This is a genomic window from Nonomuraea sp. NPDC050556 (assembly GCF_044457355.1).
Taxonomy (GTDB): domain Bacteria; phylum Actinomycetota; class Actinomycetes; order Streptosporangiales; family Streptosporangiaceae; genus Nonomuraea.
In genome coordinates this window covers 539,657-566,537 of the sequence record NZ_JBITGU010000004.1, presented here as the reverse complement: position 1 = coordinate 566,537, position 26,881 = coordinate 539,657, and the positions used below count along the sequence as shown (strand labels likewise).

The 26,881-nt window shown below is 68.7% G+C and carries 25 protein-coding genes and 3 tRNA genes; 16 read left to right on the top strand and 12 right to left on the bottom strand.

The genetic code is table 11. The features are described from left to right. Positions 1–544: 544 nt before the first annotated feature. Positions 545–1,180 (bottom strand): TetR/AcrR family transcriptional regulator, encoded by a 636-nt coding sequence (locus tag ACIBG8_RS39730; RefSeq protein WP_397348378.1) that lies wholly within the window; start codon positions 1,178–1,180, stop codon positions 545–547. 243 nt (positions 1,181–1,423) lie between these two features. On the opposite strand from ACIBG8_RS39730, the gene ACIBG8_RS39725 reads away from it, so the two are divergent. Next, positions 1,424–2,251 (top strand): alpha/beta fold hydrolase, encoded by an 828-nt coding sequence (locus ACIBG8_RS39725; protein ID WP_397348377.1) that lies wholly within the window; start codon positions 1,424–1,426, stop codon positions 2,249–2,251. After that, complete coding sequence (locus ACIBG8_RS39720; protein ID WP_397348376.1) at positions 2,251–2,523, top strand: DUF1905 domain-containing protein; 273 nt, start codon at positions 2,251–2,253, stop codon at positions 2,521–2,523. The genes ACIBG8_RS39725 and ACIBG8_RS39720 overlap by 1 nt, the downstream gene beginning before the upstream one ends. 375 nt (positions 2,524–2,898) lie before the next feature. On the opposite strand, the gene ACIBG8_RS39715 is transcribed toward ACIBG8_RS39720, so the two are convergent. Beyond that, on the bottom strand, positions 2,899–3,489 hold the full coding sequence (locus tag ACIBG8_RS39715; protein ID WP_397348375.1) for a GNAT family N-acetyltransferase: 591 nt from the start codon (positions 3,487–3,489) through the stop codon (positions 2,899–2,901). 106 nt (positions 3,490–3,595) lie between these two features. Here ACIBG8_RS39715 and ACIBG8_RS39710 point away from each other — a divergent pair, with 106 nt between their 5' ends. Genes ACIBG8_RS39710 through ACIBG8_RS39700 form a run of 3 tightly spaced genes read left to right on the top strand, consistent with a single transcriptional unit; the run spans position 3,596 to position 6,989 of the window. Beyond that, entirely contained in the window at positions 3,596–4,798 is a 1,203-nt protein-coding gene (locus ACIBG8_RS39710) for an acyl-CoA dehydrogenase family protein (protein WP_397348374.1), read from the top strand. Further along, positions 4,789–5,928, top strand: a complete 1,140-nt coding sequence (locus ACIBG8_RS39705; protein ID WP_397348373.1) for an acyl-CoA dehydrogenase family protein — start codon at positions 4,789–4,791, stop codon at positions 5,926–5,928. Before ACIBG8_RS39710 ends, ACIBG8_RS39705 begins: the two co-directional genes overlap by 10 nt. After that, complete coding sequence (locus tag ACIBG8_RS39700) at positions 5,925–6,989, top strand: acyl-CoA dehydrogenase family protein (protein WP_397348372.1); 1,065 nt, start codon at positions 5,925–5,927, stop codon at positions 6,987–6,989. The genes ACIBG8_RS39705 and ACIBG8_RS39700 overlap by 4 nt, the downstream gene beginning before the upstream one ends. Here the strand turns inward: ACIBG8_RS39700 and ACIBG8_RS39695 are convergent. After that, entirely contained in the window at positions 6,963–7,544 is a 582-nt protein-coding gene (locus ACIBG8_RS39695) for a TetR/AcrR family transcriptional regulator (protein ID WP_397348371.1), read from the bottom strand. The genes ACIBG8_RS39700 and ACIBG8_RS39695 overlap by 27 nt on opposite strands. A 154-nt stretch (positions 7,545–7,698) precedes the next feature. On the opposite strand from ACIBG8_RS39695, the gene ACIBG8_RS39690 reads away from it, so the two are divergent. Continuing rightward, a complete protein-coding gene (locus tag ACIBG8_RS39690) occupies positions 7,699–8,466 on the top strand; it encodes a nuclease-related domain-containing protein (protein ID WP_397348370.1) in 768 nt (255 codons plus the stop codon). Here the strand turns inward: ACIBG8_RS39690 and ACIBG8_RS39685 are convergent. From ACIBG8_RS39685 to ACIBG8_RS39665, 5 genes are read right to left on the bottom strand one after another with little or no spacing between them, the layout of a single operon-like run. After that, on the bottom strand, positions 8,453–8,911 hold the full coding sequence (locus ACIBG8_RS39685) for a hypothetical protein (protein WP_397348369.1): 459 nt from the start codon (positions 8,909–8,911) through the stop codon (positions 8,453–8,455). The genes ACIBG8_RS39690 and ACIBG8_RS39685 overlap by 14 nt on opposite strands. Continuing rightward, complete coding sequence (locus ACIBG8_RS39680) at positions 8,892–10,742, bottom strand: hypothetical protein (protein WP_397348368.1); 1,851 nt, start codon at positions 10,740–10,742, stop codon at positions 8,892–8,894. Before ACIBG8_RS39680 ends, ACIBG8_RS39685 begins: the two co-directional genes overlap by 20 nt. After that, a complete protein-coding gene (locus ACIBG8_RS39675) occupies positions 10,739–11,047 on the bottom strand; it encodes a hypothetical protein (protein ID WP_397348367.1) in 309 nt (102 codons plus the stop codon). Before ACIBG8_RS39675 ends, ACIBG8_RS39680 begins: the two co-directional genes overlap by 4 nt. Positions 11,048–11,080: 33 nt before the next feature. Further along, on the bottom strand, positions 11,081–12,415 hold the full coding sequence (locus ACIBG8_RS39670) for a VWA domain-containing protein (RefSeq protein ID WP_397348366.1): 1,335 nt from the start codon (positions 12,413–12,415) through the stop codon (positions 11,081–11,083). Continuing rightward, positions 12,412–13,245 (bottom strand): AAA family ATPase, encoded by an 834-nt coding sequence (locus tag ACIBG8_RS39665; RefSeq protein WP_397348365.1) that lies wholly within the window; start codon positions 13,243–13,245, stop codon positions 12,412–12,414. The genes ACIBG8_RS39670 and ACIBG8_RS39665 overlap by 4 nt, the downstream gene beginning before the upstream one ends. 93 nt (positions 13,246–13,338) lie before the next feature. On the opposite strand from ACIBG8_RS39665, the gene ACIBG8_RS39660 reads away from it, so the two are divergent. Together ACIBG8_RS39660 and ACIBG8_RS39655 are read left to right on the top strand one after the other, a co-directional pair. Next, positions 13,339–13,412: transfer RNA gene (locus ACIBG8_RS39660), tRNA-Lys, on the top strand. 120 nt (positions 13,413–13,532) lie between these two features. Further along, positions 13,533–14,321: a type II CAAX prenyl endopeptidase Rce1 family protein gene (locus ACIBG8_RS39655; protein ID WP_397348364.1), complete on the top strand. Its 789-nt coding sequence runs from the start codon at positions 13,533–13,535 to the stop codon at positions 14,319–14,321. A gap of 22 nt (positions 14,322–14,343) precedes the next feature. On the opposite strand, the gene ACIBG8_RS39650 is transcribed toward ACIBG8_RS39655, so the two are convergent. Beyond that, positions 14,344–14,814 (bottom strand): RDD family protein, encoded by a 471-nt coding sequence (locus ACIBG8_RS39650; protein WP_397348363.1) that lies wholly within the window; start codon positions 14,812–14,814, stop codon positions 14,344–14,346. Positions 14,815–15,027: 213 nt separating this feature from the next. Here ACIBG8_RS39650 and ACIBG8_RS39645 point away from each other — a divergent pair, with 213 nt between their 5' ends. The 8 genes from ACIBG8_RS39645 (at position 15,028) to ACIBG8_RS39610 (ending at position 23,726) form a co-directional block, all read left to right on the top strand. After that, positions 15,028–15,597, top strand: coding sequence for a DUF6461 domain-containing protein (locus ACIBG8_RS39645; protein WP_397348362.1), 570 nt, complete (start codon positions 15,028–15,030; stop codon positions 15,595–15,597). Then, the gene (locus ACIBG8_RS39640) at positions 15,594–15,917 is read left to right on the top strand and encodes a hypothetical protein (protein ID WP_397348361.1); all 324 of its coding nucleotides are present in this window, start codon (positions 15,594–15,596) and stop codon (positions 15,915–15,917) included. The genes ACIBG8_RS39645 and ACIBG8_RS39640 overlap by 4 nt, the downstream gene beginning before the upstream one ends. A gap of 386 nt (positions 15,918–16,303) precedes the next feature. Beyond that, positions 16,304–17,458, top strand: a complete 1,155-nt coding sequence (locus ACIBG8_RS39635) for an alginate lyase family protein (protein ID WP_397348360.1) — start codon at positions 16,304–16,306, stop codon at positions 17,456–17,458. Positions 17,459–17,752: 294 nt separating this feature from the next. Beyond that, on the top strand, positions 17,753–19,087 hold the full coding sequence (locus ACIBG8_RS39630) for a ricin-type beta-trefoil lectin domain protein (protein ID WP_397348359.1): 1,335 nt from the start codon (positions 17,753–17,755) through the stop codon (positions 19,085–19,087). Next, positions 19,087–21,228 carry an RICIN domain-containing protein gene (locus ACIBG8_RS39625; RefSeq protein ID WP_397348358.1) on the top strand — a complete coding sequence of 714 codons (2,142 nt, stop codon included), beginning with the start codon at positions 19,087–19,089 and terminating at the stop codon, positions 21,226–21,228. Before ACIBG8_RS39630 ends, ACIBG8_RS39625 begins: the two co-directional genes overlap by 1 nt. A 76-nt stretch (positions 21,229–21,304) precedes the next feature. Further along, positions 21,305–21,375: transfer RNA gene (locus ACIBG8_RS39620), tRNA-OTHER, on the top strand. Between the two features lie 7 nt (positions 21,376–21,382). Beyond that, a tRNA-Arg gene (locus tag ACIBG8_RS39615) sits at positions 21,383–21,454 on the top strand. A 28-nt stretch (positions 21,455–21,482) separates the two neighbouring features. Then, entirely contained in the window at positions 21,483–23,726 is a 2,244-nt protein-coding gene (locus ACIBG8_RS39610; RefSeq protein WP_397348357.1) for a hypothetical protein, read from the top strand. On the opposite strand, the gene ACIBG8_RS39605 is transcribed toward ACIBG8_RS39610, so the two are convergent. The 3 genes from ACIBG8_RS39605 to ACIBG8_RS39595 are packed head-to-tail and all read right to left on the bottom strand — an operon-like array spanning position 23,723 to position 26,880. Further along, the gene (locus ACIBG8_RS39605) at positions 23,723–24,925 is read right to left on the bottom strand and encodes a sensor histidine kinase (RefSeq protein ID WP_397348356.1); all 1,203 of its coding nucleotides are present in this window, start codon (positions 24,923–24,925) and stop codon (positions 23,723–23,725) included. The two genes, ACIBG8_RS39610 and ACIBG8_RS39605, sit on opposite strands and share 4 nt — an antisense overlap. After that, positions 24,922–25,584 (bottom strand): response regulator transcription factor, encoded by a 663-nt coding sequence (locus ACIBG8_RS39600; protein ID WP_397348355.1) that lies wholly within the window; start codon positions 25,582–25,584, stop codon positions 24,922–24,924. Before ACIBG8_RS39600 ends, ACIBG8_RS39605 begins: the two co-directional genes overlap by 4 nt. Positions 25,585–25,599: 15 nt before the next feature. After that, positions 25,600–26,880, bottom strand: a complete 1,281-nt coding sequence (locus ACIBG8_RS39595) for a cation:proton antiporter (RefSeq protein WP_397348354.1) — start codon at positions 26,878–26,880, stop codon at positions 25,600–25,602. Position 26,881 lies beyond the last annotated feature (1 nt).

The following is a 26,881-nucleotide window of genomic DNA, read 5'->3' as shown; positions in this document are numbered from 1 at the left end:
GCACCGCCCACCACGCACCGCCCACCACGCACCGCCCACCACGCACCGCCCACCACGCACCGCCCACCACGCACCGCCCACCACGCACCGCCCACCCACCACACCCTTTGGGGGCGCCACCCCCCCGCCCACCCCCGCACCACCCACCCCCGCACACTGGGGGCGCTGCACGCCGCGCACTTGGGGGCGCCGCGCGCCGCCCACCCCCCGCACCCTTGGGGGCGTTGCTCGCCGCCCCGCGCCGAGGACCGCACGCCGCACACTTGGGGGCGCCGCGCGCCGCCCACGCGCCGAGGACCGTGCGCCGCCCATGCGTCGAGCGCCGCTCGCAATCGGGGCGCGACCTGGCAACGGGCAGAGGTCGGGCTCTGAGAGACGCCCACGCAAAGCCTGCATGGCCCCTCAGCGGCACCCTCGGCCCCTCTGGAGCGGCGTGCATCACCTGCGCGGGGCGCGTGCACCACTTGCGCGGAGGTGTGTAGGGCGGGTTTGCGTCAGGCTCCGTAAGCCGGGCTCGTGCCAGGCTCCGAAAGCCAGGCTTGCGTCAGGCTCCGTAAGCCGCCAGAAAGACGCGGACTGCCTCGTCGGCGTAGAACTCCAGCTCACGCTCGCTGAGCAGCGACTCCTTGATGGGATACGCCATCGCCTTGTTCAGCGGGATCGACAGCACCAGCCAGTTGAAGTGCTGAGCAGCCAGCATCGGGTCGGCCACCCGCAGTAGCCCCCGCCGATCCAACGCCTCGAACCAGCCGGCGAAGATGGCGAACCCGCGCTCCGGCCCGCTCGCGTACCAGGCCCGCGCAAGCTCCGGAAAGCGGTCCGCCTCGCCGATGAGGATGCGGCGCATCTGCAGCAGCGGCGCCTGCATCACGTCGGCGAGGTGGCGGCGCGCGTATATGCGCAGATCCCGCTCCAGGTCCTCGGTGTACGGCATCTCGGTCACGAGCGGGTGCGACGACCCTTTTACCTGCGCGATGTCAAAGGTGATGAGCTCGGTGAACAGGCGCTGCTTGTCGGCGAAGTGCTTGTAGACCGTCTGCTTGGACACGGCGGCCAGCGCGGCGATGTCATCCATGCTGGTGCCCGCGTATCCGTGCTGGAGGAACAGCGTCCGGGCGGCATCGATGATCGCACGCCGCTTCCGTGCCGTACGCCCGCCATCCTCATGTGCAGCTTCCATAACGCAAGCGTACTGGACCGTCCAGTACTACCGGCGAGGCGAGCGGCGCCTCTCCACTTGACAGTCCAGTACTGCCGAGTGGGTTGTACGGCTGGGCCGTCCGTGGGTGCTGGTTGGTTGGGCGGACTCAGGGGTTCCGGGTCCTCTGGTGGGGCGGGGTGAGGTGGCTTAGATGTACTAGACGGTTCAGTACTGGAGTGGGTACTGTACCGTCCAGTTCTCTAGTTTCGAGGAGGCTTCATCGTGGCAACTCTTGATGTTCCCGGTGCGCGGCTGCACTACGAGGTGCGCGGTCAGGGGCCGCTGGTGGCCCTTGTCGGTGCGCCGATGCATGCGGAATCCTTCGCGCCCCTCGCCGAGCTGCTGGCCGACGGCTACACCGTGCTCACCACCGACCCGCGTGGCATCAACCGCAGCCCGGTCGACGATCCGGACCAGGACTCGACGCCGCCCGTGCGTGCCGATGATCTCTCCAGGATTCTGGCCCACCTGGACGCCGGTCCGGCTGTGGTGCTGGGGTCCAGTGGGGGTGCTGTCACCGCGCTGGCTTTTGCGCAGGCCCATCCGGAGCAGGTTCACACGGTCATCGCTCATGAGCCGCCCTTGGTGGAGTTGCTGGAGGACCGTGACAAGCTGCAGGCCGGGACGGATGACCAGATCGCCACCTATCTGGCCGGAGACGTCGTGGGGGCCTGGGCGAAGTTCATGGCGCAGGCCAACATCCACTTCCCCGACGGTGTGCTGGAGATGATGTTCGGAGGTGAGCGGGATCCGCAGCAGGTCGTCGACGAGCGTCGATGGTTCGCCCATGAGATGAGTGCGACCATTCGCTGGCAGCCTGACCTGGCCGCTCTGCGTTCGTCTGGGGTTCGCTTTGTGGTCGGCATCGGTTCGGACTCGGCGGAGCAGCTCTGCGACCGCGCGTCCAGGGCGCTCGCCGCCGAGCTCGGGGTCGAGCCCACGATGTTCCCTGGTGGACATATCGGCTTCGTCGACGATCCTGGTGCCTTCGCTCCCGTCCTGCGTGCGGTCTTGCGTGAGGGTGTGGCGCTTGACGGCGGGGTGGGGTGATGGGCGCGCTGGATTACGGGTTTACCGCGGCGATCGAGAAGGATGGGGCGTTTGCCACCTTTGTGACTGTGCCTGGGTCGGCTGAGCTGCTGGGGACTCGGCGGGCTGTGAAGGTGGAGGGGACGATCGACGGGCATCCGTTCGCGGCCACGCTCATGCCGTCGGGGGAGGGGCCGCACTGGCTGCCGATCAGGGCGGCGCTGTGCGAGGCGATCGGTAAGAGTCAGGCTGGTGAAGAAGTGGTCCTTCATCTCGCGCGACGCCTCACCTAGTCAGGGGCTCGACGTATTGCCGGGCGGCCTTGGGGTGCTGGCGGTGGGGCGTCCGCAGGGAAGGGGCGTGCTGGTTGCCCATCGGGGCGGCGCTGTGCAAGGCGGGTGACGAGGTGGTTCTCACGGCCAGGGGTCTTGAGACGCCCCGCGTCGCAAAGGGTGCCGGGGCCGCAAAAGGCGCCCGCGCCGTGAGCCGCCTGGGTCGCGAAGGGTGCTTGCGCCGCAAGGGGCGCCCGCGCCGCGAAGGGTGCTTGCGCCGCAAGGGTACCTGGGCCGCGAGGCGCCCGTGCCGCGAAGCGCCTGGGTCGCGAAGGGTGCCTGGGTCGCACAGGGTGCTCGCGCTGGAGGTCTGTCAGGGGTGTGTGCAGAGGGGCTTCAGCCCGTCAGGGTGGACTGGAGGTGGGTGCGGTGGGGTGGCCATTCCTCTTCGAGGATGCCGAAGTACACGGTGTCGCGCCACGTGCCGTCCGGGCGCAGCCGTTGCCTGCGCAGCGTGCCCTCGTAGACGCCGCCGATCCGCCTGATGGCGTTCTGTGAGCGCTCGTTTCTGATGTCCGTCTTCAGCTGCACCCTGTTGAACCCCAACGTGTCAAACGCATGGTCGATCAGCAGCAACTTGCACGAAGTGTTCACCGCGCTCCGCCACACGGCCCTGCCGTACCACGTCCACCCGATCTCCAGGCTCTGGTCGGCCCCAGGGCAGTCGATGTACGTCGTCCACCCCACCGCGCGGCCGCTCGACCTGAGGATCACCGCGTGCGCCACGTGCCCCGGGTCCTTGAGCACGTAGCCGGCCACCTTGGCCAGGTCCTCCTCGGTCTGCGGCGTGGGCACGGGGAGCCACCGCCACACCTCGTCGTCCCGCCCGCCGGCGGCGAACAGGTCGGGCACGTGGGCCATCGTCAACGGCTCCAGCCGTACGACGGAGTTCTCCAGCTCGGCGGCAGGCGGCATCTTCGCGGTCATGGAGCCCACCCTAACGACGGTCCTGAGCTGGGCTTATGGCCACACTGGCGAGATTGCGGGAAACCACTTGTCGACAGCCATACCGACCGGTCGGTAGCCTCACAGCATGGACTTCGCCTTCGATACCGTCACCGAGGACCTGCGCGAGCGCCTGCTGCGCTTCATGGACGAGTGCGTCTACCCGGCCGAGGCCGCGTTCCACGAGCAGGCGGCCGAGAGCGGGTGGAGTTCGCCGCCGCTGCTGGCCGACCTGAAGGACGAGGCGCGCAAGCGCGGGCTGTGGAACCTGTTCCTGCCGGGCGAGCACGGCGCGGGGCTGACCAACCTGCAGTACGCGCCGCTGGCCGAGATCATGGGACGGTCACCGAACCTGGCTCCGACGGCCACCAACTGCGCGGCCCCGGACACGGGCAACATGGAAGTGCTGGCCATGTTCGGCAGCGAGTGGCAGCGCAAGGAATGGCTGCAGCCGCTGCTCGACGGCGAGATCCGGTCCGCGTTCGCGATGACGGAGCCGGACGTCGCCTCCTCGGACGCCACCAACATCGCCACCGCGATCGTCAAGGACGGCAACGAGTACGTCATCAACGGCCGCAAGTGGTTCATCTCCGGCGCGATGAACCCCAACTGCAAGATCTTCATCGTCATGGGCAAGACCAACCCGGACGCCCCCAAACACCGCCAGCAGAGCATGATCCTCGTCCCGCGCGACACCCCGGGCATGACGATCAAGCGCGGCATGCACGTGTTCGGCTACACCGACGCCGACCACGGCGGCCACGCCGAGGTGATCTTCGAGGACGTGCGGGTCCCGGCGGAGAACCTCATCGGCGAGGACGGCGGCGGCTTCGCCATCGCCCAGGCCCGCCTCGGCCCCGGCCGTATCCACCACTGCATGCGCCTGATCGGCATGGCAGAGCGCGCGGTGGAGCTCATGTGTAGGAGAACCCTGAAACGGGAGGCGTTCGGCAAGCCCATCGCCCAGCAGGGCGTGGTCCAGGACTGGATCGCCGAGTCGCGGATCAGGATCGAGCAGATGCGCCTCCTGGTGCTCAAGACCGCCTGGCTGATGGACACCGTCGGCAACAAGGGCGCGCACGCCGAGATCCAGGCCATCAAGATCTCGACTCCGATCACCGTGGAGTGGATCCTGGACAAGGCGATCCAGGCGCACGGCGCGGGCGGCGTGTCCCAGGACTTCCCGCTCGCCGCGCTCTGGGCGGGGGCGCGCTCGCTGCGCTTGGCCGACGGCCCTGACGAGGTGCACAAGAGGTCACTCGCACACAGGGAGCTGAAGAAGTGGATGTAGTACGAAATTTCCTGGCGAATGCTCCCACTGACCGGCTGGAATTCCTCCGCGCACGCTTCGACGCCGGCCTGGCCTGGGTGCACTTCCCCGAAGGCCTCGGCGGGCTTGGCTGGTCACGGGAGGCGCAGCAGGAGGTCGAGCGAGAGCTCGCGGGAACGCCCCAGCTCGACACCGGCGTCCAGGGCATCGGCCTGGGCATGGCCGCCCCGACCATCCTCGCCTTCGGCACCCAGGAGCAGAAGGAACGTTTCCTCAGGCCGCTCTGGACCGGCGAGGAGATCTGGTGCCAGCTCTTCAGCGAGCCCGGCGCCGGATCCGACCTGGCCACCCTGGGCACCAGAGCCGTCAGGGACGGCGACGAGTGGATCATCGACGGCCAGAAGGTCTGGACCTCGGGCGCGCACCACGCCCGCTGGGCCATCCTCGTCGCCAGAACCGACCCGGACGTGCCCAAACACCGCGGCATGACCTACTTCATCTGCGACATGCACGCCCCGGGCGTCGAGGTGCGTCCGCTGCGCCAGATCACCGGCGAGGCCGAGTTCAACGAGGTCTTCCTGACCGGCGTACGGCTCGGCGACGACCTGCGCCTCGGCGAGGTCGGCGACGGCTGGCGGGTCGCCCAGACCACGCTGATGAACGAGCGCGTCGCCATCGGCGGCGCTCCCGTACGGCGGGGCGGCGGCATGATGGGCGTCGTCCTCGACGCCTGGCGCGACCACCCCGAGCTGCGCACCCACGACCTGCACCAGCGCCTGCTGTCCCTGTGGGTGGAGGCCGAGGTGACCAGGCTCTCAGGGGTACGGCTGCGCGAGCAGCTCGCCGCCGGGGAGCCGGGCCCCGAGGGGTCGGGCATGAAGCTGTCGTTCGCCAAGCTCAACCAGGCGCTCTCCGGGCTGGACGTGGAGCTGCGCCGCGACCTGTCGTACGACGACTGGACGTTCAAGCGCTCCGACGGCGTCGACTTCTTCGGCCGCGAGGCCGGGTACAGGTACCTGCGCGCCAAGGGCAACTCGATCGAGGGCGGCACGTCGGAGATCCTGCGCAACATCATCGCGGAACGGGTGCTCGGCCTGCCCTCGGAACCCCGTGTCGACAAGGACGTGCCGTGGAAGGACCTGCCGCGATGACGCTGCTGTACTCGGAGGTCGAAGAGGAGCTGCGCTCCGCGGTGCGCGGGCTGCTGGCCGACCGGTGCCAGCCCTCTGACGTGCTCAAGCGCGTGGAGAGCGAGCCGTACGACCTGGATCTGTGGAAGACGCTCTCGCGGGAGATCGGGGTGGCCGGGCTGCTGGTCCCCGAGTCGCTCGGCGGCGCGGGGGCGTCGGCGCGCGAGGTCGCCGTAGTGCTGGAGGAGCTGGGGCGGTCCGTCGCGCCCGTGCCGTTCTTCACCAGCTCGGTGCTGGCCACCCACGCCCTGCTCGCGGTGGGCGACACCGAGATCCTGGGCACCCTGGCGTCGGGGGAGCGGACGGCCGCGCTCGTGGTGCCGTTCGCGGCTTCGCCGTATACGCAGTTGAGGAGCCTGCGACGATACAGGTTGCGGGAGACGGTCACGATCGAGAACGGCAGGCTGAGCGGGGTCGTCAAGGGCGTGGCCGGAGCAGAGGTCGCCGACGTGCTGCTGGTGCCGGTGAACGGCGAGCTGTACGCGGCCGAGACGGCGCAGGTCGACGTGGTGCCCTCGCTCGACCTGACCAGGCCCGTCTCCACCGTGACCTTCGCCGATACCGAGGTCACCGCGCTGTGCCCCTACGACGTGCGCGAGACGTTGGTGTTCGGGGCGGGACTGCTCGCCTCGGAGCAGCTCGGGGTGGCCGAGTGGTGCCTGGAGACGACGCTGGCCTACGTCAAGGAGCGGTACCAGTTCGCCAGGCCGGTCGGCTCGTTCCAGGCGATCAAGCACCGGCTGGCCGATCTCTGGCTGGACGTGGTGCGGGCCCGCGCCGCCGCGCGTAACGCGGCCACGGACCCCGGCGAGCTGTCCGCGGCCGTCGCGCAGGCCTGGAACGCGGCGGTGGCCGTCCATGTCGCAGAGGAGGCCGTGCAGCTGCACGGCGGGATCGGGATGACCTGGGAGCACCCCGTGCATCTCTATCTCAAGCGTGCCAAAGCCGATGAGATCGCCCTCGGCACTCCGGGCGACCACCGGGAGGCGCTGGCCTCACTGGCCGGGGTCGAGGCTCCGTAGGAGGAGGTCGGCGAACTGCCTGCCCACCTGGGCGCCCGACAGCGGGCCGTCGACGTGGTACCACGTGCCCAGGTGGTGCACGGAGCCGAAGAAGAAGTCGACGACGATCTCGGCGGGGATCTCGTCGCGGAAGTCGCCCTGGCGCTGCCCGTCGGCGATCAGGGCGCGGAAGCGCTCGTGGTAGCGGCGGCGCTCGGCGCGCACGCTCTTCTGCGTCTCCGGCGCGAGCAGGTGCATGGATCTGAAGAAGATCTTGGAGTCGTCGAGGTTCTCCGCCGTGGTCTCCACCACGTCGGCGGCGGCAGCGTGCAGCCGCTCGGGGATGGTGCCCGGCCCGTCGGCGATCTGCGTCAGACGGTCCATCTGCATGCGCAGGACCCTGGCGTAGATCTCGTGCAGCAGGTCATCCTTTGAGTCGAAGTAGTGGTACATGGCGCCTTTGGTGACGCCGGCGGCGATGACGATCTCCTGGACCGAGGTTCCTTCGAAACCCTGTTCTGCGAAGAGTCGCGTTGCCTCGCTGATCAGCCTCTGGCGTACCGGTTCTTCCTTCACGGTCCCAGCATACCGACTGGTCGGTTGAGCGTCTCATTGGTGCTATTTCCCTCACCTTCTGGGGGTTGAGGGGGTTGTCAGGGTATCTTCCGAGCGGCGAGGGATCTCCGGCGTGGCAGATCCAAGTATTTTCCGTGGTCTTGGGGGGTTTGCCGTGCCCGGTGGATCCATTTACGTACAGAGGGACGACAAGTTCACTGGGGCATCGCCCCAGTGGTACTACGAGAAGTACTGGTACGAGGACGCTCGGAGCAGGCAGCGGGCGCGCGCGCTCAAGGCGGCCGTCGCCTTCGCGGCCGTGCTGGCGCTGGCGATCAAGTTCTCCCTGCCGTGGCCGGCCGCCTACGCGCTCTCCGCGGCCGCCCTGGTGGCCGCCGGCGACTGGTGGTGGTCCTGGCGCGCGTTCCGCGCCACGGCCGTCTGGCGCGGGCGCAGGCGCGGCGAGGCGGTCACCGGACGGCTGCTCCGCCGTTCGCTGCGCAAGTACGGCTACCGCGTGCTCGACGGCCGCGCCATCCGCGGCCAGGCGTCCATCGACCACCTGGTGATCGGTCCAGGCGGGCTGTGGATCGTCGACAACGAGTCGTGGAGCCCCGACACCGAGATCGCGACGTACGGCGGGCGGCTGTTCTTCGGCGAGAAGTACGGCACCAGCACCGCCCAGCCCCTGGTGTCCCAGGCGTCGGCGTTCGCCGCGCTGCTGGCGGCCGAGACGGGCCTGCGGGTGACGATCCGCCCGATGCTCGCCGTGCACTGCGGCCAGCTCCCCAGGGGCGGCATGGTGGTCGCCGAGGGCCTGACCCTGGCCAAGCCGTCCCTGATCGCCCGCCTGATCCGCGTGGCGGAACCGGGCGTGCTGACGCAGGAACAGGTCGAACTCCTGTCCCGTACGGCTGCGCGGGAGCTGGCTAAGAGCTCGTGACGTCGAAGAGCACCAGGTCGGTGCCCTCGCGCAGGTAGATGTCGCCGCTGTAGCCGGCGGGGATGGCGGCTTCGCCGTACTTCTCGCTCAGCAGCCAGGTGCCGGTCGCCGGGATCGACCCGGTGAGCTGGGGCTTGACCTCGGGCTGCGGGTCGGCCGGAGTCCACGTGTACTGGGCGCGGGCCTTCTTGGCGACCTCGGGCGTGAGCGTGACCAGGCCCTGCATCCACACGTCGGAGGGGCCGAGGTCGCCGTCGCCGATCCGGCCGCTCAGCCAGCGGGCGGTGGTGAAGTCGCCGAACGCGGGGAAGCGCTTGGTGACGGGTTCCGGGTCGGTGCGCACGGTCGTCTCCTGTGTCGTTGTGCCTGGGTCTGCCGCCTGCCCGCAGCCGCCGATCATCAACGCGGCGGCCAGGACGAGCGCTCTAATCACCACCGATGCCATCAGGGCGATCCTCCCCACCTCTGTCACGGTTCGATCCGCCGCCGTCCGGCACCTTGGGGTCGGCGGTCTGTCCGAGCGGCCAGGTCAGCGTCTTGGTGATCGAGCCGTGCGTCCTGAACGGCTTGGCCCAGCCGAGCGTGGAGAACCGGCCGTTCTCGTTGTCGGGGGCGCCGGTCGCGATGTCCTTGTCGTCCCGGTTGAAGTTGTACATGTCCTCGGCGTTGACCGTGATGCGCATCGTCACCTGGCCGTCCTTGACGGTGACGACGGCGCTCGACCAGACCTGGTAGTTGCCCAGCGTCTTCTGCCAGTTCTCGGTGTCGGTGGCGTAGCCGGTGCCGCTCAGCTTCTTGGCGGCGGAGGGCAGGCCGGTCATCGGGAACTCCGTCATGCCCGTCTGCTTGAAGATCTTCTCGGCCCACTGCTGGGCGCTGATGATCTCGTTGTCGACGGTCAGCTTGATGTTCTTGTCCTCCTTGTAGCCCTCACCGTAGTCGACCTCGAGCGGGGCGCCCGAGGCGTCGGTGTAGCGGCTGTAGGCGGCCAGGGCGTCGTCGAGGCCGGGGCGCAGGATCTGCCCGCCGTGCAGCTTGCGCTGCCACTCGCTCCAGGACGCCTCGTCCTTCGCCGTGGGCCTGGCGTTGGGGTCGAACGGGAAGTCGTCGTCGAACTCCAGGTCGGGCGGGGTGGGCGGGCCGAAGGCGAACTTGTCGCCGTCCGGCCTGGGCCACTGGTCCTTGTAGGAGCCCGCCACCTTGGCCATGGCGTCGCGCACGCGCGGATTGAGGTCCTTGCTGCCCGCCGCGATCATCCAGGACAGGGCGAACTTCACCGCCTCCGGCGAGTGCTTGCCAGGCTCCTCCCCGGCCAGCCCCGAGCCGCCCTCGATGTACCGGGCCAGCGACGGAGCCACGTCCCCGTTCTTCTTGACGTACGCGAGGATCTGGTCGGGGTCGACGATCGTCTGGCGGGCGGCCTCCGGGTTGTTGCCGAGCAGGTTGAGCGCCAGCGCGACGTTGTCGGGGGAGAGCTCGGGGAAGGCCTGCGCCGTGGAGTTGCCGCCGCGCCAGTCCTGGTTCTGGTTCTTGCCGAACTCGGTGAGCGCGAGGTTCTGGGCGGCCTGCCTGACGAAGTCGGCGGGGAACCTGCCGTACTGCAGCAGGGCCAGGCGGTCCCAGTTCGTCACCGGGATGCCCGGGGTGGTGAGCAACTGCTTGATCTTGTCCATGCCGGGGAGGTCGGAGCTGATGGCCTCGCCCAGGGCCATTGAGATGATCTTGAGGTCCTCCTGGGACGTCTTGCGACCGCCACTGGCGTACATGACCGAGGGCAGCGAGGTCAGCCGGTTGGGCGGCTGGATCCCGGCGAAGAAGGCGGCGGCGACCTCGGGGTCGCCCGCGTAGCCCTGCAGCTCCAGGGCGATCTTGTGGAGTTCGTCCATGGTCTTGCCGTCGGTGCGGTTCAGCTTGTTGAAGCGGTCGGCGAGGTCCTTGCCGTGCTTGCGCGCGTCGGCGATTGACATCGGGGGCTCGGCGACGAACGTGGTGTTTCCCGGCGACTTCAGCCAGGGATCGTTGCGTCGCTGGATGGCCAGGCCGAGCTGGAGGCGGCGGTTGGCCTCAGGGATGAACTGGTCGACCTCGTTGCCGATCGTGGCGAGCTGGTCGAGCGCCTCCGTGCTGATCCCGCAGTCGCCGAACTGCTTGGAGAAGATGTTCCTGGTGTCCTTGAGGGTCTGCGCCCCGGTCTGCAATGACTTGACGGTCTTGCTGAACTCGGCGCACTTCATCCCGCTGAAGGTGCCGCCACCGCCGTCGTCCGGCCTGCTCATCCCAGCCGCCCGCTTCTGAGCCTGCGGTACATCTGGGCCTCGCCCTCGGTGACCTCTTCAGGGGTGGCGCGGATCTCGGCGTCGATGGCTTCGAGTACGGCGTCCGCCAGGCGGTTGACGCGGCCCTTGCGGCCGACGATCTCCGGGGTCTCCTTGTCGCGCCAGGGACCTGAGATCACCTCGTTGCCGCCGAAGTCCTTGGCGGCCTGGTCGAGGGCGCCCTTGATGGAACCCATCCGGGCCAGGTAGTCAGCTCTGAGCTGCTTCAGCCAGGCCTGCTTGGGATTGGGGACCTTGCCGCCCACACGCCCTCCCGATCTTGCGAGTGGGGATTCAGGCTAGGCGATCTCCTCTATGAAATCCGTTAGTTGGACGATATTTCGGCATTCGTACATCTTGATGACGGATGCGTAGGGGGTGGCGATGGAGTCGCCTGTGTCCCATTGGGCCTTGGGTTCCGGGTTGAGCCAGTAGGCGTGTCTGGCCTTGCTGGTGAGGCGTTTGAGCGTGTCCAGGGCTGGGGGCTGGTAGTTGGATCTGGCGTCGCCCAGGATGAGGAGGGACGTTTTGGGGCCGATGGCTTCGCCGTACCGCTCGGTGAACTTCTCGAGGGCGGCGCCGTAGTTCGTCCGCCCGAAGCGGGACATATCAGCTTCTGTGGCGAGTCTGGTCAGTGCGTCGACGACGTCGGCGCCTGGCTCGAAGAAGCGGGTGATCTCGTCCACGGTGTCGACGAAGCCGAACGCCCTGACCTTGGTGAACTGTTCGCGCAGCGCGTAGGTGAGCAGCAGCGTGAAGTGCGCGAACGACGAGACCGAGTCGCTGGTGTCGCAGAGGATGACCAACTCGGGCTTGTGCGGCCTGGGCGGCTTGAACCTGGGGTCCATCGGGACGCCGCCGGTCGAGATGGAGGCGCGCACGGTCTTCCTGAAGTCGAGCCTGCCTCTTCTGCCGTGTTTGTGCTTGATGATGAGACGGGCGGCCAGCCTGCGGGCCAGCGGATATACCTCGCGGCGGAGTCTGGCCAGGTCGGCCTTGGTGACGCGGAGGAAGTCGAGCTGGTCGAGGGGCGGGCGGACGCTCGACTTGGCGATGCGCTCGACGCCCGAGTCCTCGGCGATCCGCCTTCTGACGTCTTCCGCCACCGCTTCCTCGAAGCGTTTGATGTTGGTGGTGACGTTGTTGCGCGCGGTTTTCTCCTCCAGGCCGGTCTTGCCCTTGAGGAGTCTGGAGATCAGGGTTTCCGGGGAGAGGGCGCGGAGGACGCTGTAGGAGAACCAGTTCTGGCGGCCTGGGCCCGCGGGCTGGCGGCCGAACCTTTCCACCATGGCCTGGGCGAACTCCCGCATTTCCGCGTCACTGCTCTGCTGGAGCAGGTTGGCGAGGTGGTCGCGGAGCTCGTTGATGGGTGTGGTTTCGTTCGCTTTTTCCGGATTTTTCGGTATTCCGGTCACCGTGCGGGGAAACCACAGGTCGAACAGGACGTCGAACCCCGGACGGTAGCTCGGCCTCTTGACCAGCGTCGCCGCGTAAGCGGCGCGCAGGGACTCGCGATCGGCCAGGTCGATCACGCTGAGCGCCCGCGCCGCGTCCAGCCCCTCGGCCAGCGACACCGGCAACCCGGCCCCGCGCAACGCGTGCACGAACCCGACATGCCGGTCGACCAGGCTCACAACCCCAGCTCCTTGCGCGCCCTGGTCTGGTCGGAGGCGTGCTTGAGCACCACCCCGAGCGTCTGGCCCACCGTCTCCTCGTCGAGATCGTCTCTCCCGAGCGCGAGCAGCGTACGCGCCCAGTCAACGCTCTCTGCCACACTGGGCGCCTTCTTGAGCTCCAGCGACCGCAGCGTGGCGACCGTCCTGGCGAGCTGCTCGGCCAGGTCGGCGCGGATCTCCGGGACCTGGCTGAGCACGATGTCCCGCTCGCGCTCCGGGGTCGGATACTCGATGTGCAGGTAGAGGCAGCGCCGCTTGAGCGCCTCCGACAGCTCGCGGGTGGCGTTGGAAGTGAGCACGACGTACGGCTTGCGCGTGGCCTGCACGGTGCCCAGCTCCGGAATGGTCACCTGAAAGTCGGACAGCAACTCCAGCAGGAGCCCTTCAACCTCGACATCTGCCTTGTCCGTCTCGTCGATCAGCAGGACCGTCGGCTCCGCGCTTCTGATCGCCTTGAGCAGCGGCCGCTCGAGCAGGAACTCCTCGCTGAAGATGTCATCGTCGGCGCTGGTGGCCTGGATCCTGAGAAGCTGCTTCTTGTAGTTCCACTCATACAGCGCCCTGGCCTCGTCGAGCCCCTCGTAGCACTGGAGCCGGATCAGGTTCGCGCCGGTGGCCTGGGCGATCGCTTTGGCCAGCTGGGTCTTGCCCACGCCTGCCGGGCCTTCGGTGAGCAGCGGCTTTTCGAGGGCGGCTGCCAGGAAGACGGAGGTGGCTATGGCGTCGTCGGAGAGGTAGTCGACGGCGGCCAGCCGCTCGCTCACGTCGGCGGGGGAGTGGAACCACATAGGCGCTCCAGGCTTTGTAGAATGTTGTTCTAGGGTAGCAGTTGTACTGATTCGACCTGGGGCGGGGGAGCCGGTATATTCCTTTCTGCACGCGCGCCGCTAGCTCAGTTGGTTAGAGCAGCTGACTCTTAATCAGCGGGTCCGGGGTTCGAGTCCCTGGCGGCGCACCTGTAAGAAACCCCAGCTCGCCTCTGTGGCGGGCTGGGGTTTCTTCGTTTTACGGCGGCGGGGAGCCGTGTCAGGGTGGTGTCAGGTCCGTGTAGGGGCGTACGGCGAGCATTCTCGGCATGGATACCGCCATGCAGCCCAAGGGCCTGGTCGCCAAGCTGCTCGCCGACCGTCACTCCGTTCCGTTCTCCATCGCCCTGCACCTGGTGCCCGGCGCGGCCATCGTCGGCGTCTACGCCTTCCTGGCCGCTCCTCTGGTCCGGGCGATGGAGTTTCCGATCTTTCTGGCCTGGGCCATCGCCCTGGCCATCGTGCTCTTCCCGCTCCAGCTCTTCCTGCTGTGGCTGGGTAAGAAGAAGACCGGCCGCTACACCATGCAAGGGATCGTGCATTACCGCGACAAACCGCTGGCCCGGCGCAAGGTCGTCTGGCTCGGCGCCGCCTGCCTGGTCTGGATGACCGTGGTCTCCCTGGCGCTGACCCCGCTGGACAACCTCGTCTACGACTGGTTCTTCACCTGGGTGAACTACCAGGGCGCAGGCCCCGACGGCGCCACCTACCTCCTGGGCTACCCCCACGAGGTCGTGCTCACCACCCTGCTCATCTGCGCCCCCTTCACCGGCTTCACCCTGCCCCTGCTGGAGGAGTACTACTTCCGCGGCTTCCTGCTGCCCCGCCTGCCCCAACTCGGCACATGGGCCCCCATCGTCAACACCGCCCTGTTCTCCGTCTACCACTTCTGGGCCCCCTGGACGGTCCTGTCCAAGCTCGTCTTCCTCTACCCCGGCGTCTGGCTCGCCTGGAAGAACAAGGACATCCGCATCTCCATCACCATGCACCCCGGCTCGGCCCTGCTGATGACCCTGGTCGGCATCATCGCCCTCGCCACCGGCGCCTACACCATGTGAACCGGTCAGAATCGGGGCGCGCTCATGAAACCTTGCGGGGGAGGAAGCGGGTCATGCGGCTGTCCTCGGCAGGGACGGTGACCACGACTGTGCGGGCGATCATGTCGTGGGCGCACTGGCGGTCGCGTGTCCCGGTGAGCGGCGCGACGTCGAACAGGAACAGCAGCCAGCCGATGACCGGGACGAACGGGAGCCCCTCCGACAGCGCGGCACGTACGGCGGCGGCGCCCAGTGTGGGTGGGTGGCCGGTCTGCGGGGAGACGACGCGGATCCCGGCGACCCACTTGCCGACCGACTGCCCCCGCCAGGCGTGCAGCAGCCAGAAGTAGCAGAAGGCCATGAGCAGCGACACGACCTCCGGCACCTGCGGAAGCACCAGCCCGAGACACCAATCCGCTGCGAGCAGGACGATGACGTCGAGGAGGAAGGCGAACAGCCGCAGCATCGGGCCGGCGATGTAGAGACGAACGACGTTTGGGGAGGTGGCGGACATCCGTCAGATTCTGCCCTACCAGCCCTGGTCAGAGTCCCTCTGGGCGAGACAGGCATCTACCGCTTCACATGACAGATGAGCTTCGGTTCGGTGCCAGCGAGTTAGGTGCCCTGAGCACGTCATGACCCCTACGAGGTGGGGCTGACAGTTCTGTCGGTCGTGTCTGGCAGGCTCTGCTTCGGCTCAACCCCCCGATGTACGAGGAGCATCCTGATGGTGACTGCGGACGACTATGCCTGGTTCGACGAGCACGATGTGAGCCTGGCTATGGCGTTCTGTGCCACCTTCGTGCGCGGCCTCACCCCGGCTGAGGTCTTCGCCCGGCTCGGAATCTTCGCCGATCCGGAGGCTGAGGTGGAGGACTTCGCGGATGAGGGTGGGATCACGGCGGCTGCGGTCGAGGGTGGCACCATCCTCGTTGAGCCGAACGGCTATGCCTGCACGTTGGACGCCGTGGCCAGACGGCTGTCGGTGGGTACGGTGACCGCTGCGGTGTTCTTGAACGTCAACGCTCACCAGCAGTTCGTGTACGCCGCTGATGGTCGGGTGGTGACCTGGTTCGAGACTGACGGGCCCGATGCTCGTACCGGCAGCGATCCGGATCGGCTGCTTGCGGAGATGGTCGAGCTGGGCATGCCTGTTGAGGACACTGACCCGGACGAGGATTGGGGCGATCCGATTCTCATGGCGCTCGCGTTGGCTGAGCGGGTGACCGGAGTGCGGCTGACACCGCAGTCGATCGACGAGCCGGAGCTGATCGGGTCGACTGCGCATCTGACATGAACCTCTCGATGGGGTGTTGGCGGCTGAGCGAGGCCGGTCGGCTGGTTGGGGAGATCCACGTTGACGACTCCGACTTTCCGTGGCTGCTCGGCCGGTTTGTCGCTCAGGACGGCTATGTGCCGTGGGCGGCGGTGTTCGCGAGGGAGCTGGCGCTGCTTGAGGCGGACGATCTCGGCGCCGAGTGGGAGCAGCTCTATGACCTGCTGAATGCCGAGCTGGACCTGGTGGATCCACGCGGACGGACTGTCGCGGAGTTTCTGCTGCACGTCGACAGCGACGCTGGTCCCGCCTGGTTCCGGTGGCTTGTGGAGGACGAGTGACTGCGAGCCACGGTGGTGCGCCTAGGAACGCTTGGATGAACGGCCGGAGGGGTGCGGCGGCGCCGGAACGGCGGGCCATGACGAGGCCCGCCAGACAAAGAAGTCTGCGGCGGGCAAGCCGCTGCTCGCCCGACGGGCCATGACGTGGCCCGCCAAATGATGAAGTCCGCGACGGGCCAGGACGAGGCCCGCCAAATACAGAAGTCCGCGACGGGCGAGCCGCTGCTCGCCGACGGGCCGATGGACGCCGCGAGGTGGCATGTGGCGGGAACTCTTAGGAAACAAACCTTAAAATAAGTCTTGACGCTCTTCCAAGGTCACCGTAAGGTCACGGTCGCCGGTCCATGTTGACGGCACCTGTCCACATATGTGGCCGAAGGGCAGTCATGAAGATTCTCGTCACTCTCGCCGCGCTCTTAGCCGCCTGGCTGACCCCGCTCCCCGCACGCGCCGCCCCGCCCACGTTCACCCACCCAGGCGTCCTTCTGGGGCGCTCGCAGCTCGACCTCATCCGCACCAAGGTCAGGGCGGGCGAGCAGCCCTGGAAAGGTGCCTATGACCAGATGATGGCGAACTCTCTCGCCTCGCTCGGGCGGGCGCCCAAGCCCCGGGCCGTCGTTGAGTGCGGTCCCTACTCCAACCCCAACAACGGTTGCACCGACGAGCGTCAGGACGCGCTGGCCGCCTACACCCAGGCGCTGGCCTGGTACGTCACCCAAGATGCCCGTTACGCCCAGAAGGCGATCCAGCTCATGGACGCCTGGTCCGGTGTCATCCAGGACCACACCAACAGCAACGCCCCGCTGCAGACCGGCTGGGCGGGGTCGTCCTGGCCGCGGGCCGCGGAGATCATCCGGTACACCTACACCGGTTGGCCGCAGGATCGGGTCAATCGGTTTGCCGCCATGCTGCGCAACGTCTACCTCCCTGAGGTGATCAACGGGTCGCACAGCAACGGCAACTGGGAGTTGTCCATGATGGAGGCCGCGCTCGGTATCTCGGTCTTTCTTGAGGACCGCGACGTCTATGACAGGGCGGTCGCCAAGTTCCGCACTCGGGTGCCTGCCTACATCTATCTCGCCACCGACGGCGCGCTGCCCAGGACGGCGCCGGGTAGCGGTCTGGATACGCGTGCGAAGATCATCGGCTACTGGCAGGGGCAGACGACCTTTGTCGACGGGCTCACGCAGGAGACCTGTCGGGACTTCGTGCACACCGGCTATGGATTGTCGGCTATCTCCCATTTCGCTGAGACCGCGCGGATTCAGGGTCAGGATCTCTATCCCGAGGTGGCTGACCGTCTGCGGCACGCGTTGGGCTTCCAGGCCAAATACGAGCTCGGTACGGCGCCGCCGTCCTGGCTGTGTGGGGGCAGCGTCAATCGCGGTCTGGGGCCGGTCACTGAGGTCGGCTTCAACGCCCTGCACAACCGCATGGGTTACGGCATGACCAACACGCAGGCGCTCACCGAGCGCAACCGTCCGGCGGGCACCAACGTGCTCTTCGTCGCCTGGGAGACCCTCACCCACGCGGCCGGATGAAACCTCAAGGAAAGGCTGCACTCTCCGACAAAGGGGCTGAACCCCTAAAGGGCTGGCCCCAAAGGCCCCGCTCAAGGGCTGGTCTCAAAGGCTCCCAAAGGCCCCTAGGGCCCCACTCGAGGGCTGCCCCCAAAGGCCCAAAAGGTCCCCAAAGGCCCCGCTCAAGGGCTGGTCCTAAGGGCCCCAAAGGCCCCCAGGGCCCCGCTCAAGGGCTGGTCCCTAAAGGGGTGGCCCAAAGGCCCCCAAGTGTCGGCCCCTCAAGGGCTGAACCCCCCACAGAAAGAGGCACCCCCCATGAAACGAGGATTCCTCCTCGCCGCCGCGACGCTCTTAGCCGTCGCGGGCCTCTCGACCCCCGCCCAGGCGGCCACCGGCCAGATCACCGGCTATGGCGGCAAATGCGTCGACGTGGCGAGCGCCAACCCCGCCAACGGCACCCAGGTCCAGCTCTGGACCTGCAACGGTACGGCCGCGCAGCAATGGACCACCCAAGCCGACGGCACCGTCAGAGCGCTAGGCAAATGCCTGGACGTCGCCGGAGCCAACAGCGCCAACGGCACGAAGGTGCAGATCTGGGACTGCAACGGCACGGCCGCGCAACAGTGGAACGCCCAGGGCGACGGCACCGTAAGGGCGCTAGGCAAGTGCCTGGACGCCACCAACGTCAGCTCAGCCGACGGCACCCCGCTGCAGATCTGGTCCTGCGGCACCGGCGCGAACCAGAAATGGACACTGCCCACCAACGGCCCCGCGCCCAGCAGGATGCCCGGCGCGCCGTACCTCTACATGGGCTGGGGCAGCCCGCCCAACCCCGGCACGGTCATGGACGCCAGCGGCGTGAAGTCCTTCACCATGGCGTTCATCCTGTCAGGCGGCGGCTGCACGCCCAGGTGGGACGGCTCGCGGGCGCTCACCGGCGGCACGGACCAGCAGGCGATCAACACGATCAAGTCGGAGGGCGGCAGCGTCCAGGTCTCCTTCGGCGGCTGGTCGGGCAACAAGCTCGGCCCCAACTGCTCGACGCCCGAGGCGTACGCGGGCGCGGTGCAGCAGGTCATCAACGCCGTCGGGCCAGCGGTCGTCGACTTCGACATCGAGAACAGCGACGAGTTCGAGAACTACACCGTCCAGGACCGCATCCTCAGCGGCCTGAAGATCGTCAAGGCGAACAACCCGAACGTCAAGATCGCCGTCACCTTCGGCACCTCCACCGGCGGCCCGGCGGGAGCGGGTACCCGCCTGATCAACCGGTCACGGGAGCTCGGCGTGCCGATCGACAACTACACGATCATGCCGTTCGACTTCGGCGGCGGCTCGAACATGTACCAGAGCACCGTCAACGCCTCGGAAGGGCTGAAGAACCAGCTCAAGGCGGCGTTCGGCTGGACGGACGCCCAGGCGTACGCGCACATGGGCATCTCCGGCATGAACGGCTACTCCGACCAGAGCGAGATCACCACGGTCGCCACGTGGACGCAGATCCGTGACTGGGCCACCTCCCACGGGCTCACCAGGCTCGCGTTCTGGTCGGTCAACCGCGACCGGCCCTGCCCCGGCGGTCTCAACGACACCTGCAGCGGTGTCGCGCAGGCGAACTGGGACTTCAGCCGAGTGACGGCGGGGTTCTGATGAAACGCGTCATCCTCGCCCTGGCCCTGGTCGCGGCCGGGCTCACCATCACGCAGAACGCGCAGGCGGCCGTGCCCACCGGATGGACCACCGTGGTCGCCAAGCACAGCGGCAAGTGCGTGGACGCGCGCGCCGCGGCCACCGCCAACGGCACCGCCGTACAGCAGTATGCCTGCAACGGCTCCGGCGCCCAGCTCTGGCAGCTCCAGGCGACCAGCGGCGGCTACTACCGCGTCAACGCGAACGGCAACGCCGCCCAGGCCTGGGACGTCACCGGCGTCTCGACCGCCGACAGCGCCAAGATCCAGCTCTGGGCGTACGGCGGAGGCGACAACCAGCAGTGGCAGCCCGTCGAGGAGGCGGGCGGTTCCTACCACTTCGTCAACCGGCACAGCGGCAAGTGCCTCGACGTGGCCGGGGCCTCGCAGGCCGACAGCGTGCAGCTGCAGCAGTACACCTGCAACGGCACCGCCGCCCAGTCCTTCACGCTGTCCGGCGGCCCGCCCACCGGCAACGACCCCGACCTCGGGCCCAACGTCAGCATCTTCGACCCGTCGACACCGTCTTCGACGATCCAGTCGAGGCTGAACACGGTCTTCAACCAGCAGCAGACCAACCAGTTCGGCGGCAACCGCTTCGCGCTGCTGTTCAAGCCGGGCACCTACAACGTCGACGTGAACGTCGGCTTCTACACCCAGGTCCTCGGCCTCGGGCAGACGCCGGACGCGGTGACGATCAACGGCCCCGTGCACGTGGAGGCCGACTGGTTCCAGGGCAACGCCACGCAGAACTTCTGGCGCAGCGCGGAGAACCTGTCGGTCAACCCGCCGGGCGGCACGGACCGGTGGGCGGTCTCGCAGGCCGCGCCGTACCGGAGGATGCATGTCCGCGGAAATCTGCAGTTGGACGACGGCGGCTGGTCGAGCGGCGGGTGGATCTCCGACAGCAAGATCGACGGCCAGGTGCGGTCGGGGTCGCAGCAGCAGTGGATCTCCCGCAACTCCACCTTCGGCAGCTGGACCGGGTCGAACTGGAACATGGTGTTCGTCGGCGTGAACGGCGCGCCGGGCAACACCTTCCCCAGCCCGCCGTACACCACGGTCGGTCAGACGCCGGTGGTGCGCGAGAAGCCGTTCCTGTACATCGACGCGGCGGGCGCCTACCAGGTGTTCGTGCCCGCGCTGAAGGCGAACTCGGCCGGGGTCACGTGGCCGGGCGCGGGCAGCTCGCTGCCGATCGACCAGTTCTTCGTCGTCAAGCCGGGCCACACCGCCGGTGACATCGACGCGGCGCTGGCGGCGGGCAAGAACCTGCTGGTCACGCCCGGTGTCTACCACCTGAACGACACGATCAGGATCACTAGGCCGGACACCGTGGTGCTCGGGCTGGGTCTGGCCACGTTCGTCCCGGACAACGGGATCACCGCGATGACCGTCGCCGACGTGGACGGCGTGAAGATCGCCGGGCTGCTGATCGACGCCGGGTCCACGAGCTCGCAGACGCTCATGCAGGTCGGCCCGCCTGGCTCCGGCGCCTCGCACGCGGCCAACCCCACCTCGCTGCACGACGTGTTCTTCCGCGTCGGCGGCGCCGGGGTGGGCAAAGCGGCGCAGAGCCTGGTGATCAACAGCGACAACGTGATCGGCGACCACACCTGGATCTGGCGCGCCGACCACGGCAGCGGCGTCGGGTGGACCACCAACACCACGACCAACGGGCTCATCGTGAACGGCGACGACGTCACGTTCTACGGCCTGTTCGTGGAGCACTATCACCAGGCACAGGTGATCTGGAACGGGAACGGCGGGCGTACCTACTTCTTCCAGAACGAGATGCCGTACGACCCGCCCAACCAGGCCGCCTGGATGAACGGCTCCACGCGTGGCTGGGCCGCCTACAAGGTCGCCAACTCCGTGACGTCGCACGAGGCGTGGGGGTTGGGGAGTTACTGCTACTTCAACGTCAATCCGGGCGTGGTGGCCGAGCGGGCGTTCGAGGCGCCCAGCACGCCGGGGGTGCGCTTCCACCACATGGTGACCGTCTCCCTGGGCGGCACAGGGACCATCGCGCACGTCATCAACAACACCGGCGGCCCCTCCAACTCATCGCAGAACGTCGCCAACCTCAACGAATTCCCCTAGGTCATCGCGCGAGGGGGTGGCGGGCAAAAAGCATCCGACAAGTGCCGCACCCCCTCGCTATGGTGGGCGAAGGGAGCATGGAGTAGATCAGTGGCAGATCGCCCGGCTGGGACCGGGAGGGCGCAGGTTCGAATCCTGCCTCCATGTCGACGGTCCTGAAGTAGATCAGTGGTAGATCACCCGGCTCCTATCCGGGAGGGCGCGAGTTCGATCCTCGCCTTCAGGTCTTCGCAAGCCATGCCAGGGGGGTTGTCGTGTCGGACGAGTCACGGTTCACGGCGTCGCCGGGGTACGCCTTCGGGCAGCTCCAGCGAGCCCTGGACAAGGCCGTGTCCGAGGACGACGCCAAGGTGGCGGCCTGGCGGGCGGTGCTGGACGGCATGGCCACCGGCCGGTTGGACATCGGCTCGCGTACCCCGGTCGCCGACACGCCCGCGTGGGTGACGCTCGAGGTCGCGCACGGCGGATTCGCCACCGGCCGGTACCTGGCAGAAACTCCCATGCGCGAGGACGAGCTCGCCCGGGCGACCGATCGTGAGCGGCTCAACCTTTACTACCTCAGCGACGCAGGCCAGGCCGAGCTCCTCGCCGCGCTCGCGTCGGGGAGCTACCGGATCGACGTGCCCGAGGACGCCGCCCTGATGGTGGTGGCCTGGCTGCTCGACCGCGGCCATCACGGGGCGGCGCTCGATCTGGTGGTACGGCTGCGGCCGCTCATGCACCGGCTGCGGATGACCCCCCGGCTGGAGCAGTCGGCGGGGCCTTCCGGCGCGACGGTACGGCTCGCGCCGGTCGGAGAGGTCAAGGACGCCCTGCGCGCGACCACCGTCAACGCCGACATCGCGACGATGGTGGAGACCCTGCGGGTATGGCTGCCGCTGTACGATCGGCTGGTGGCGCTGTGGTGCGACACCCTCGACGAGGACCTGGAGACGGGCTGGCCGTGCCGGGTGTGGCCGGCCGACTGGACGGAGCGGCGGGCCCGGTGGCTCGCCGACTACCGGAGCGCGAGCGAGCAGCACACACTGGCCCGTGCTCACGACCGTCCCAAGAGCAACTTCGCCCGGCTGCGCCGTCCGCTGGAGGTCTGCGAGCACGACAGCAGCGCCCTCTCGGGTCGTGACGTCGGCTGGATCCGCCGCGTGCTCGTCAACACCGTGAGCAAGCACGGCGCCCCCGGCTCGGAGCAGCGCGCGGCCCTGCGCAGCGCGCAGGCCGTGGAAGCGGCCCGGCCGACGCACGCCTCGCTCGCCGCCTTGCTGGCGGGGCGGCTGGACCGCTACCCGGAGGACGGCGGCATTCCAGCGGTCGAACCGCTCGCTGGCGAGACCCTTCAGGACGAGAGCCCGGAGGTGGCCGCGGGCCATCCGATCCCGCCGCACCTGCTGGCCAAGGTCACCCGGGCGTTGGAGGCGCCGGTCGACGAGCTCGTGGCCCGTGGCGTGATCACCTCGGGCGAGGTGCTGGCCAGGGTGCTGCCGCAGATCACCGCGCAGGTCCTGGCCGCCGACTTCGGCGACGAGGACCTGGCGAGGCTCTACGCCCAGACCTACGGCGCGTTCCGGCGGCGGCGCAGCCTGCTGCTGCTCAACCTGGAACACCAGGTCCGGCTCGACGAGCTGCCCTGGGTCGGTGCGCTCGAACGCTTCCGCGCGCCTCGCCCCGACACCGCCCGCACCGCCCGGCGCACGCTGGAGCAGACCGCGGTGCTGGCGCTGACCGCCTTCCCCCAGGCGATCCTGCCCAACCCGCTGCTCCGCGAGCTCGGCGCGCTGGCCAAGGGGGCCGGCCTGCCGATGCCCCTGGTCGAGGAGGTCGCCGCGGACATCTTCGCGGGCACGTTCACCGAGAAGTGGCGCACGGCGGCGGAGATCGCCAGCCGGACGATGGCGGGGACGCTTTACGCCCGCTACTACGATCTCCCGGCGGCCGACGCCTGGACGGCTCCGGCGCGCCGTACCAGCTGGTGGGGCAAGCGGACCGCGGACGACTTCGCGGGCGTGTGCGCGGCGCGGGCCAAGGAGGCCCAGAGCGGTGGTGGCCACAGCTACGTCGCGGCCAACGGCACCGTGCTCGAACAGAGCCAGATCCTGACCACCCAGAACCTGGCCACCCTCGTCCACACCCTTCACCTGGAGGAGCACCTCGGCGGCCTCGCCGAGCGCACCTTCGATTGGATCGTCGCCCGTCAGGCCATGCGGGTCACGGAGCGTCACGCTGCCCTCCACATGGTCAAGAACACGGCGTACGCCTGGCGGCAGGCGATCTTCTACCTCAGCTTCTGTGCCGAGTCGCAGCAGCTCGCCGCCGTCAACCGCCTGCGCAGGCAGGTCGCGGACGCCGGTGTCGGCGATCGGTTCGGTCCGGCTGTGGCCGGGCTCGCCCACGTCGTCAACGGCGGGCGCTTCGACGCGGGCGGAACCGTCCCGGGGAGTCGTGGGCGTCGTTTCCTCGGCTGGACCACCGGCGCCCACTGGTGCCTCCCGGAGAGCTCCTAACAAAAGGGACCTCTCACCTCAAGAGCGCCCAGAAAGTAGGCGGGGAGGCGGACGGTGAAGGTGGCGCCGGCGCCTGGGTGGCCGTCGGCGGTGATCGTGCCGCCGTGGCCGTCCACCACCTCGCGTACCAGCGCCAGCCCCAACCCGTACCCCCGGTTCCCGCTGGTGAACGGGGTGAAGAGGCGTTCCGTGTCGTGCGGGTCCAGGCCCTCGCCGTTGTCCTGGACGATCAGTTCCACCAGCGCGGGCCCCGAGGTCAGCGTCAGGCTGATGGAGCCGCCGGCGCCGGTGTGGCGCAGCGCGTTGTCCAGCAACGCCGCCACCACCCGGCGCAGTGCCGACGGTACGCCGCAGACCGTCGGGGTGCCGGTGCAGTGCAGTTCCACGCGCACTCCCAGCGCTTCGCTGCGGGCCTTTTCCAGGGCTATCTGCTCTGCGGCCAGCTCGGCCAGGTCCACCGGGTGGAAGGGGCGGCGCAGCTGGTTGAACCGGGCCGACTGCAGGAGGTCCTCCACCACCTCGCCCAGCTGCCTGCTGCCCGCCACCAGGTGGTCCACCTCGTCCAGCAGCAGGATGGGATCCGTGCCGCCCCGCAGGCGGCGCGAAAGGAGCTGGGCCCGGGTGTTCAGGCGGGTCAGGGGCGCGCGCAACTCGTGGCTGACGTCGGCGGCGAAGCGGCGCTGCCTCGCCAGTGCCTCGCCCAGCGGCGCTATGGCCCGTCTGGCCACGATCTGGCCGATCAGCAGGGCGGTCAGCAACCCGGCGAGCTCGGCGACGCCCAGAGTGTTCAGGAGCCTGGTGCGTTCGTCGGCCTGGACGTGCAGGTTCATGGCGGCCTGCACGGTCGACCGGCCGCGCTGCGCCGTGTGGATCAGGTAGGTCTGGCCGTCCAAAGACACCTCGGACACCTGGGCCACGCCGGAGGCGGCCACCTGGGACAGGGCCGTGCGGACGGGCAGAGCGCTGGGCGCGCCGGGGGAGCGGGCGCCGGTGGAGGAGAACAGCCACACGCACGGCGGCGGCTGCGTGATCACGGCCTGCCGTGCGACCAGGTCGAGCTGCCTGCGGGCCGAGGCGTCCTGCCCGTGTACGGCGACGCAGTAGACCATGGCGCCGAACAGGGCGAGCACCGCGGAGATCCCTCCTGCCACCTGGAGCGTGAGCCGCCTGCGCGCCTGGGAGAGGAGCGGGTCCCTCATAACTCGCCCAGCCGGTATCCCACGCCACGCACCGTGCTCACGACCCGCTGCCCCAGCTTGCCGCGCAGGTAGTAGACGTAGGTGTCCACGATCGACTCCTTGCGCGCCCCGTCGAAGACCCGCTGGCGCAGCGAGGCGCGGGTGTGCACCTGGCGCGGCCTGCTGGCCAGCGCGCACAGCAGCCTGCACTCCTGCCCGGACAGCGTCACCTGCTCGCCGGTCGGCAGCCGCACGGTGTGCGACTCCGGGTCGAGCCACCCGGCGCCGAGCGGCAGCAGCGTGGCCTGGTCGAGGTTCCTGCGGTGCAGCGCCCGCACCCTGGCCAGGAGCTCGTCGATCTCGAACGGCTTGACCAGGTAGTCCTCGGCGCCCGCGTCCAGCCCCGCCACCCGGTCCTCCAGCGAGCCGAAGGCGGTGAGCACGAGCGCGGGCACCGTCACGCCCCGCCCGCGCAGCCTGCGCAGCAGATCGACGCCGTCGATCGTGGGCAGGCCCCTGTCGATGATCATCGCGTTGTAGGTGCGGCTCAGTGCCAGGTGCAGGCCGCGCTGCCCGTCCGGCGCCAGGTCGACCGTGTAGCCCTGCTCGGTGAACAGGTCGACCAGCATGTGCCCCAGATCTCGGTCGTCCTCGATGAGAAGCAGTGGTGTCCCAGACACTCCCCAACCGTTACATCATGGGCGCAGAATTGCCAGGTCCACTACGGGGGCCGGTTCGAGCCGCGCGGGCAGCGCCAGCTTGTAGAGCGGCAGCGCGCCCGCCGTGGTCAGGACCGCGACCAGCACGAGCATGGCGAACAGCTCCTGGGTGATCATTCCCTGGGCCAGCCCGATGTTGATGAAGATGAGGATCATCAGCCCGCGCGCGTTCATGAGCGCGCCCACGGCGTACGATTCGCGCCAGCCGAATCCCAGCCACCGCATCGCCACCGCGCACCCGAAGTACTTGCCGACGAACCCGGCGGCCAGGATCAGCCCGAAGGCCAGCACCATCGCGCCGCCCGCGATGCCGCCCAGGTGGGTGTTCAGCCCGGAGAAGGTGAAGAACACCGGCAGCAGCAGCGTCGAGACGACGTCGATCATGCGGTCGTGCAGCGCCTGCCTGAAGGCGGGGTCGCGCGGCATGGCCAGCCCCGCGACGAACCCGCCGAAGACCGCGTAGACGCCGATCCAGTCGGTGATCCACCCGGCGGTGAGGGGGACGAGCACGACGACATACATGGCGGTGGCGTTGAAGCGGCCGGTCCTGGCGACGGCGGCGCCCATCGGGCGGAGCATCGGCGCGACCACGACGAGCATGACCAGGGCGAACAGCGCCGACAGCCCGATGGTGGGCAGCGCGCCACCGATCCCGTGCCCGAGGTGCATGGCCGACAGCACGGCCAGGACGCACCAGGCGGCCGCGTCGTCGATGGAGGCGGCCAGCAGGCTGAGGCGGCCGAGGGGCGAGTTCTCCAGGCGGCGCTCGTACAGGATCCTCGCCAGCATGGGGAACGCGGTCAGCGACAGCGCGCCGCCCACGAACAGGGCGAACTCCAGCGGCGGCACGTCCGGCCTGGACAGCAGGTCGTAGAGGAACAGCCCGGTGCCGAAACCGAGCAGCAGCGAGGGCACGATGCCGGACACCGCCAGGGCGGAGGCCCTGCGCAGCTCGCCCTCGGTCCTGCCGCTCCGGTCCAGGCCCGCGCCGACCAGGAACATGTAGAGGGTCAGCCCGATCGTGCTCAGCACGTACAGGACGGGCCTGACCTCGCGCGGGAACAGCGCGGCCTGGGCCTCGGGGAACAGCCATCCGAACAGGGTGGGCCCGAGCAGGACGCCGGCCACCATCTCGCCGAGCACGCGCGGCTGCATCACCATCATGGCCAGCCGCCCGCAGATCGCGGCGGCCAGCAGGATGACGGCCAGGGCGGGCAGCACCTTGAGCACCAGTGCGAGGTTGGGATCGACGGGCATG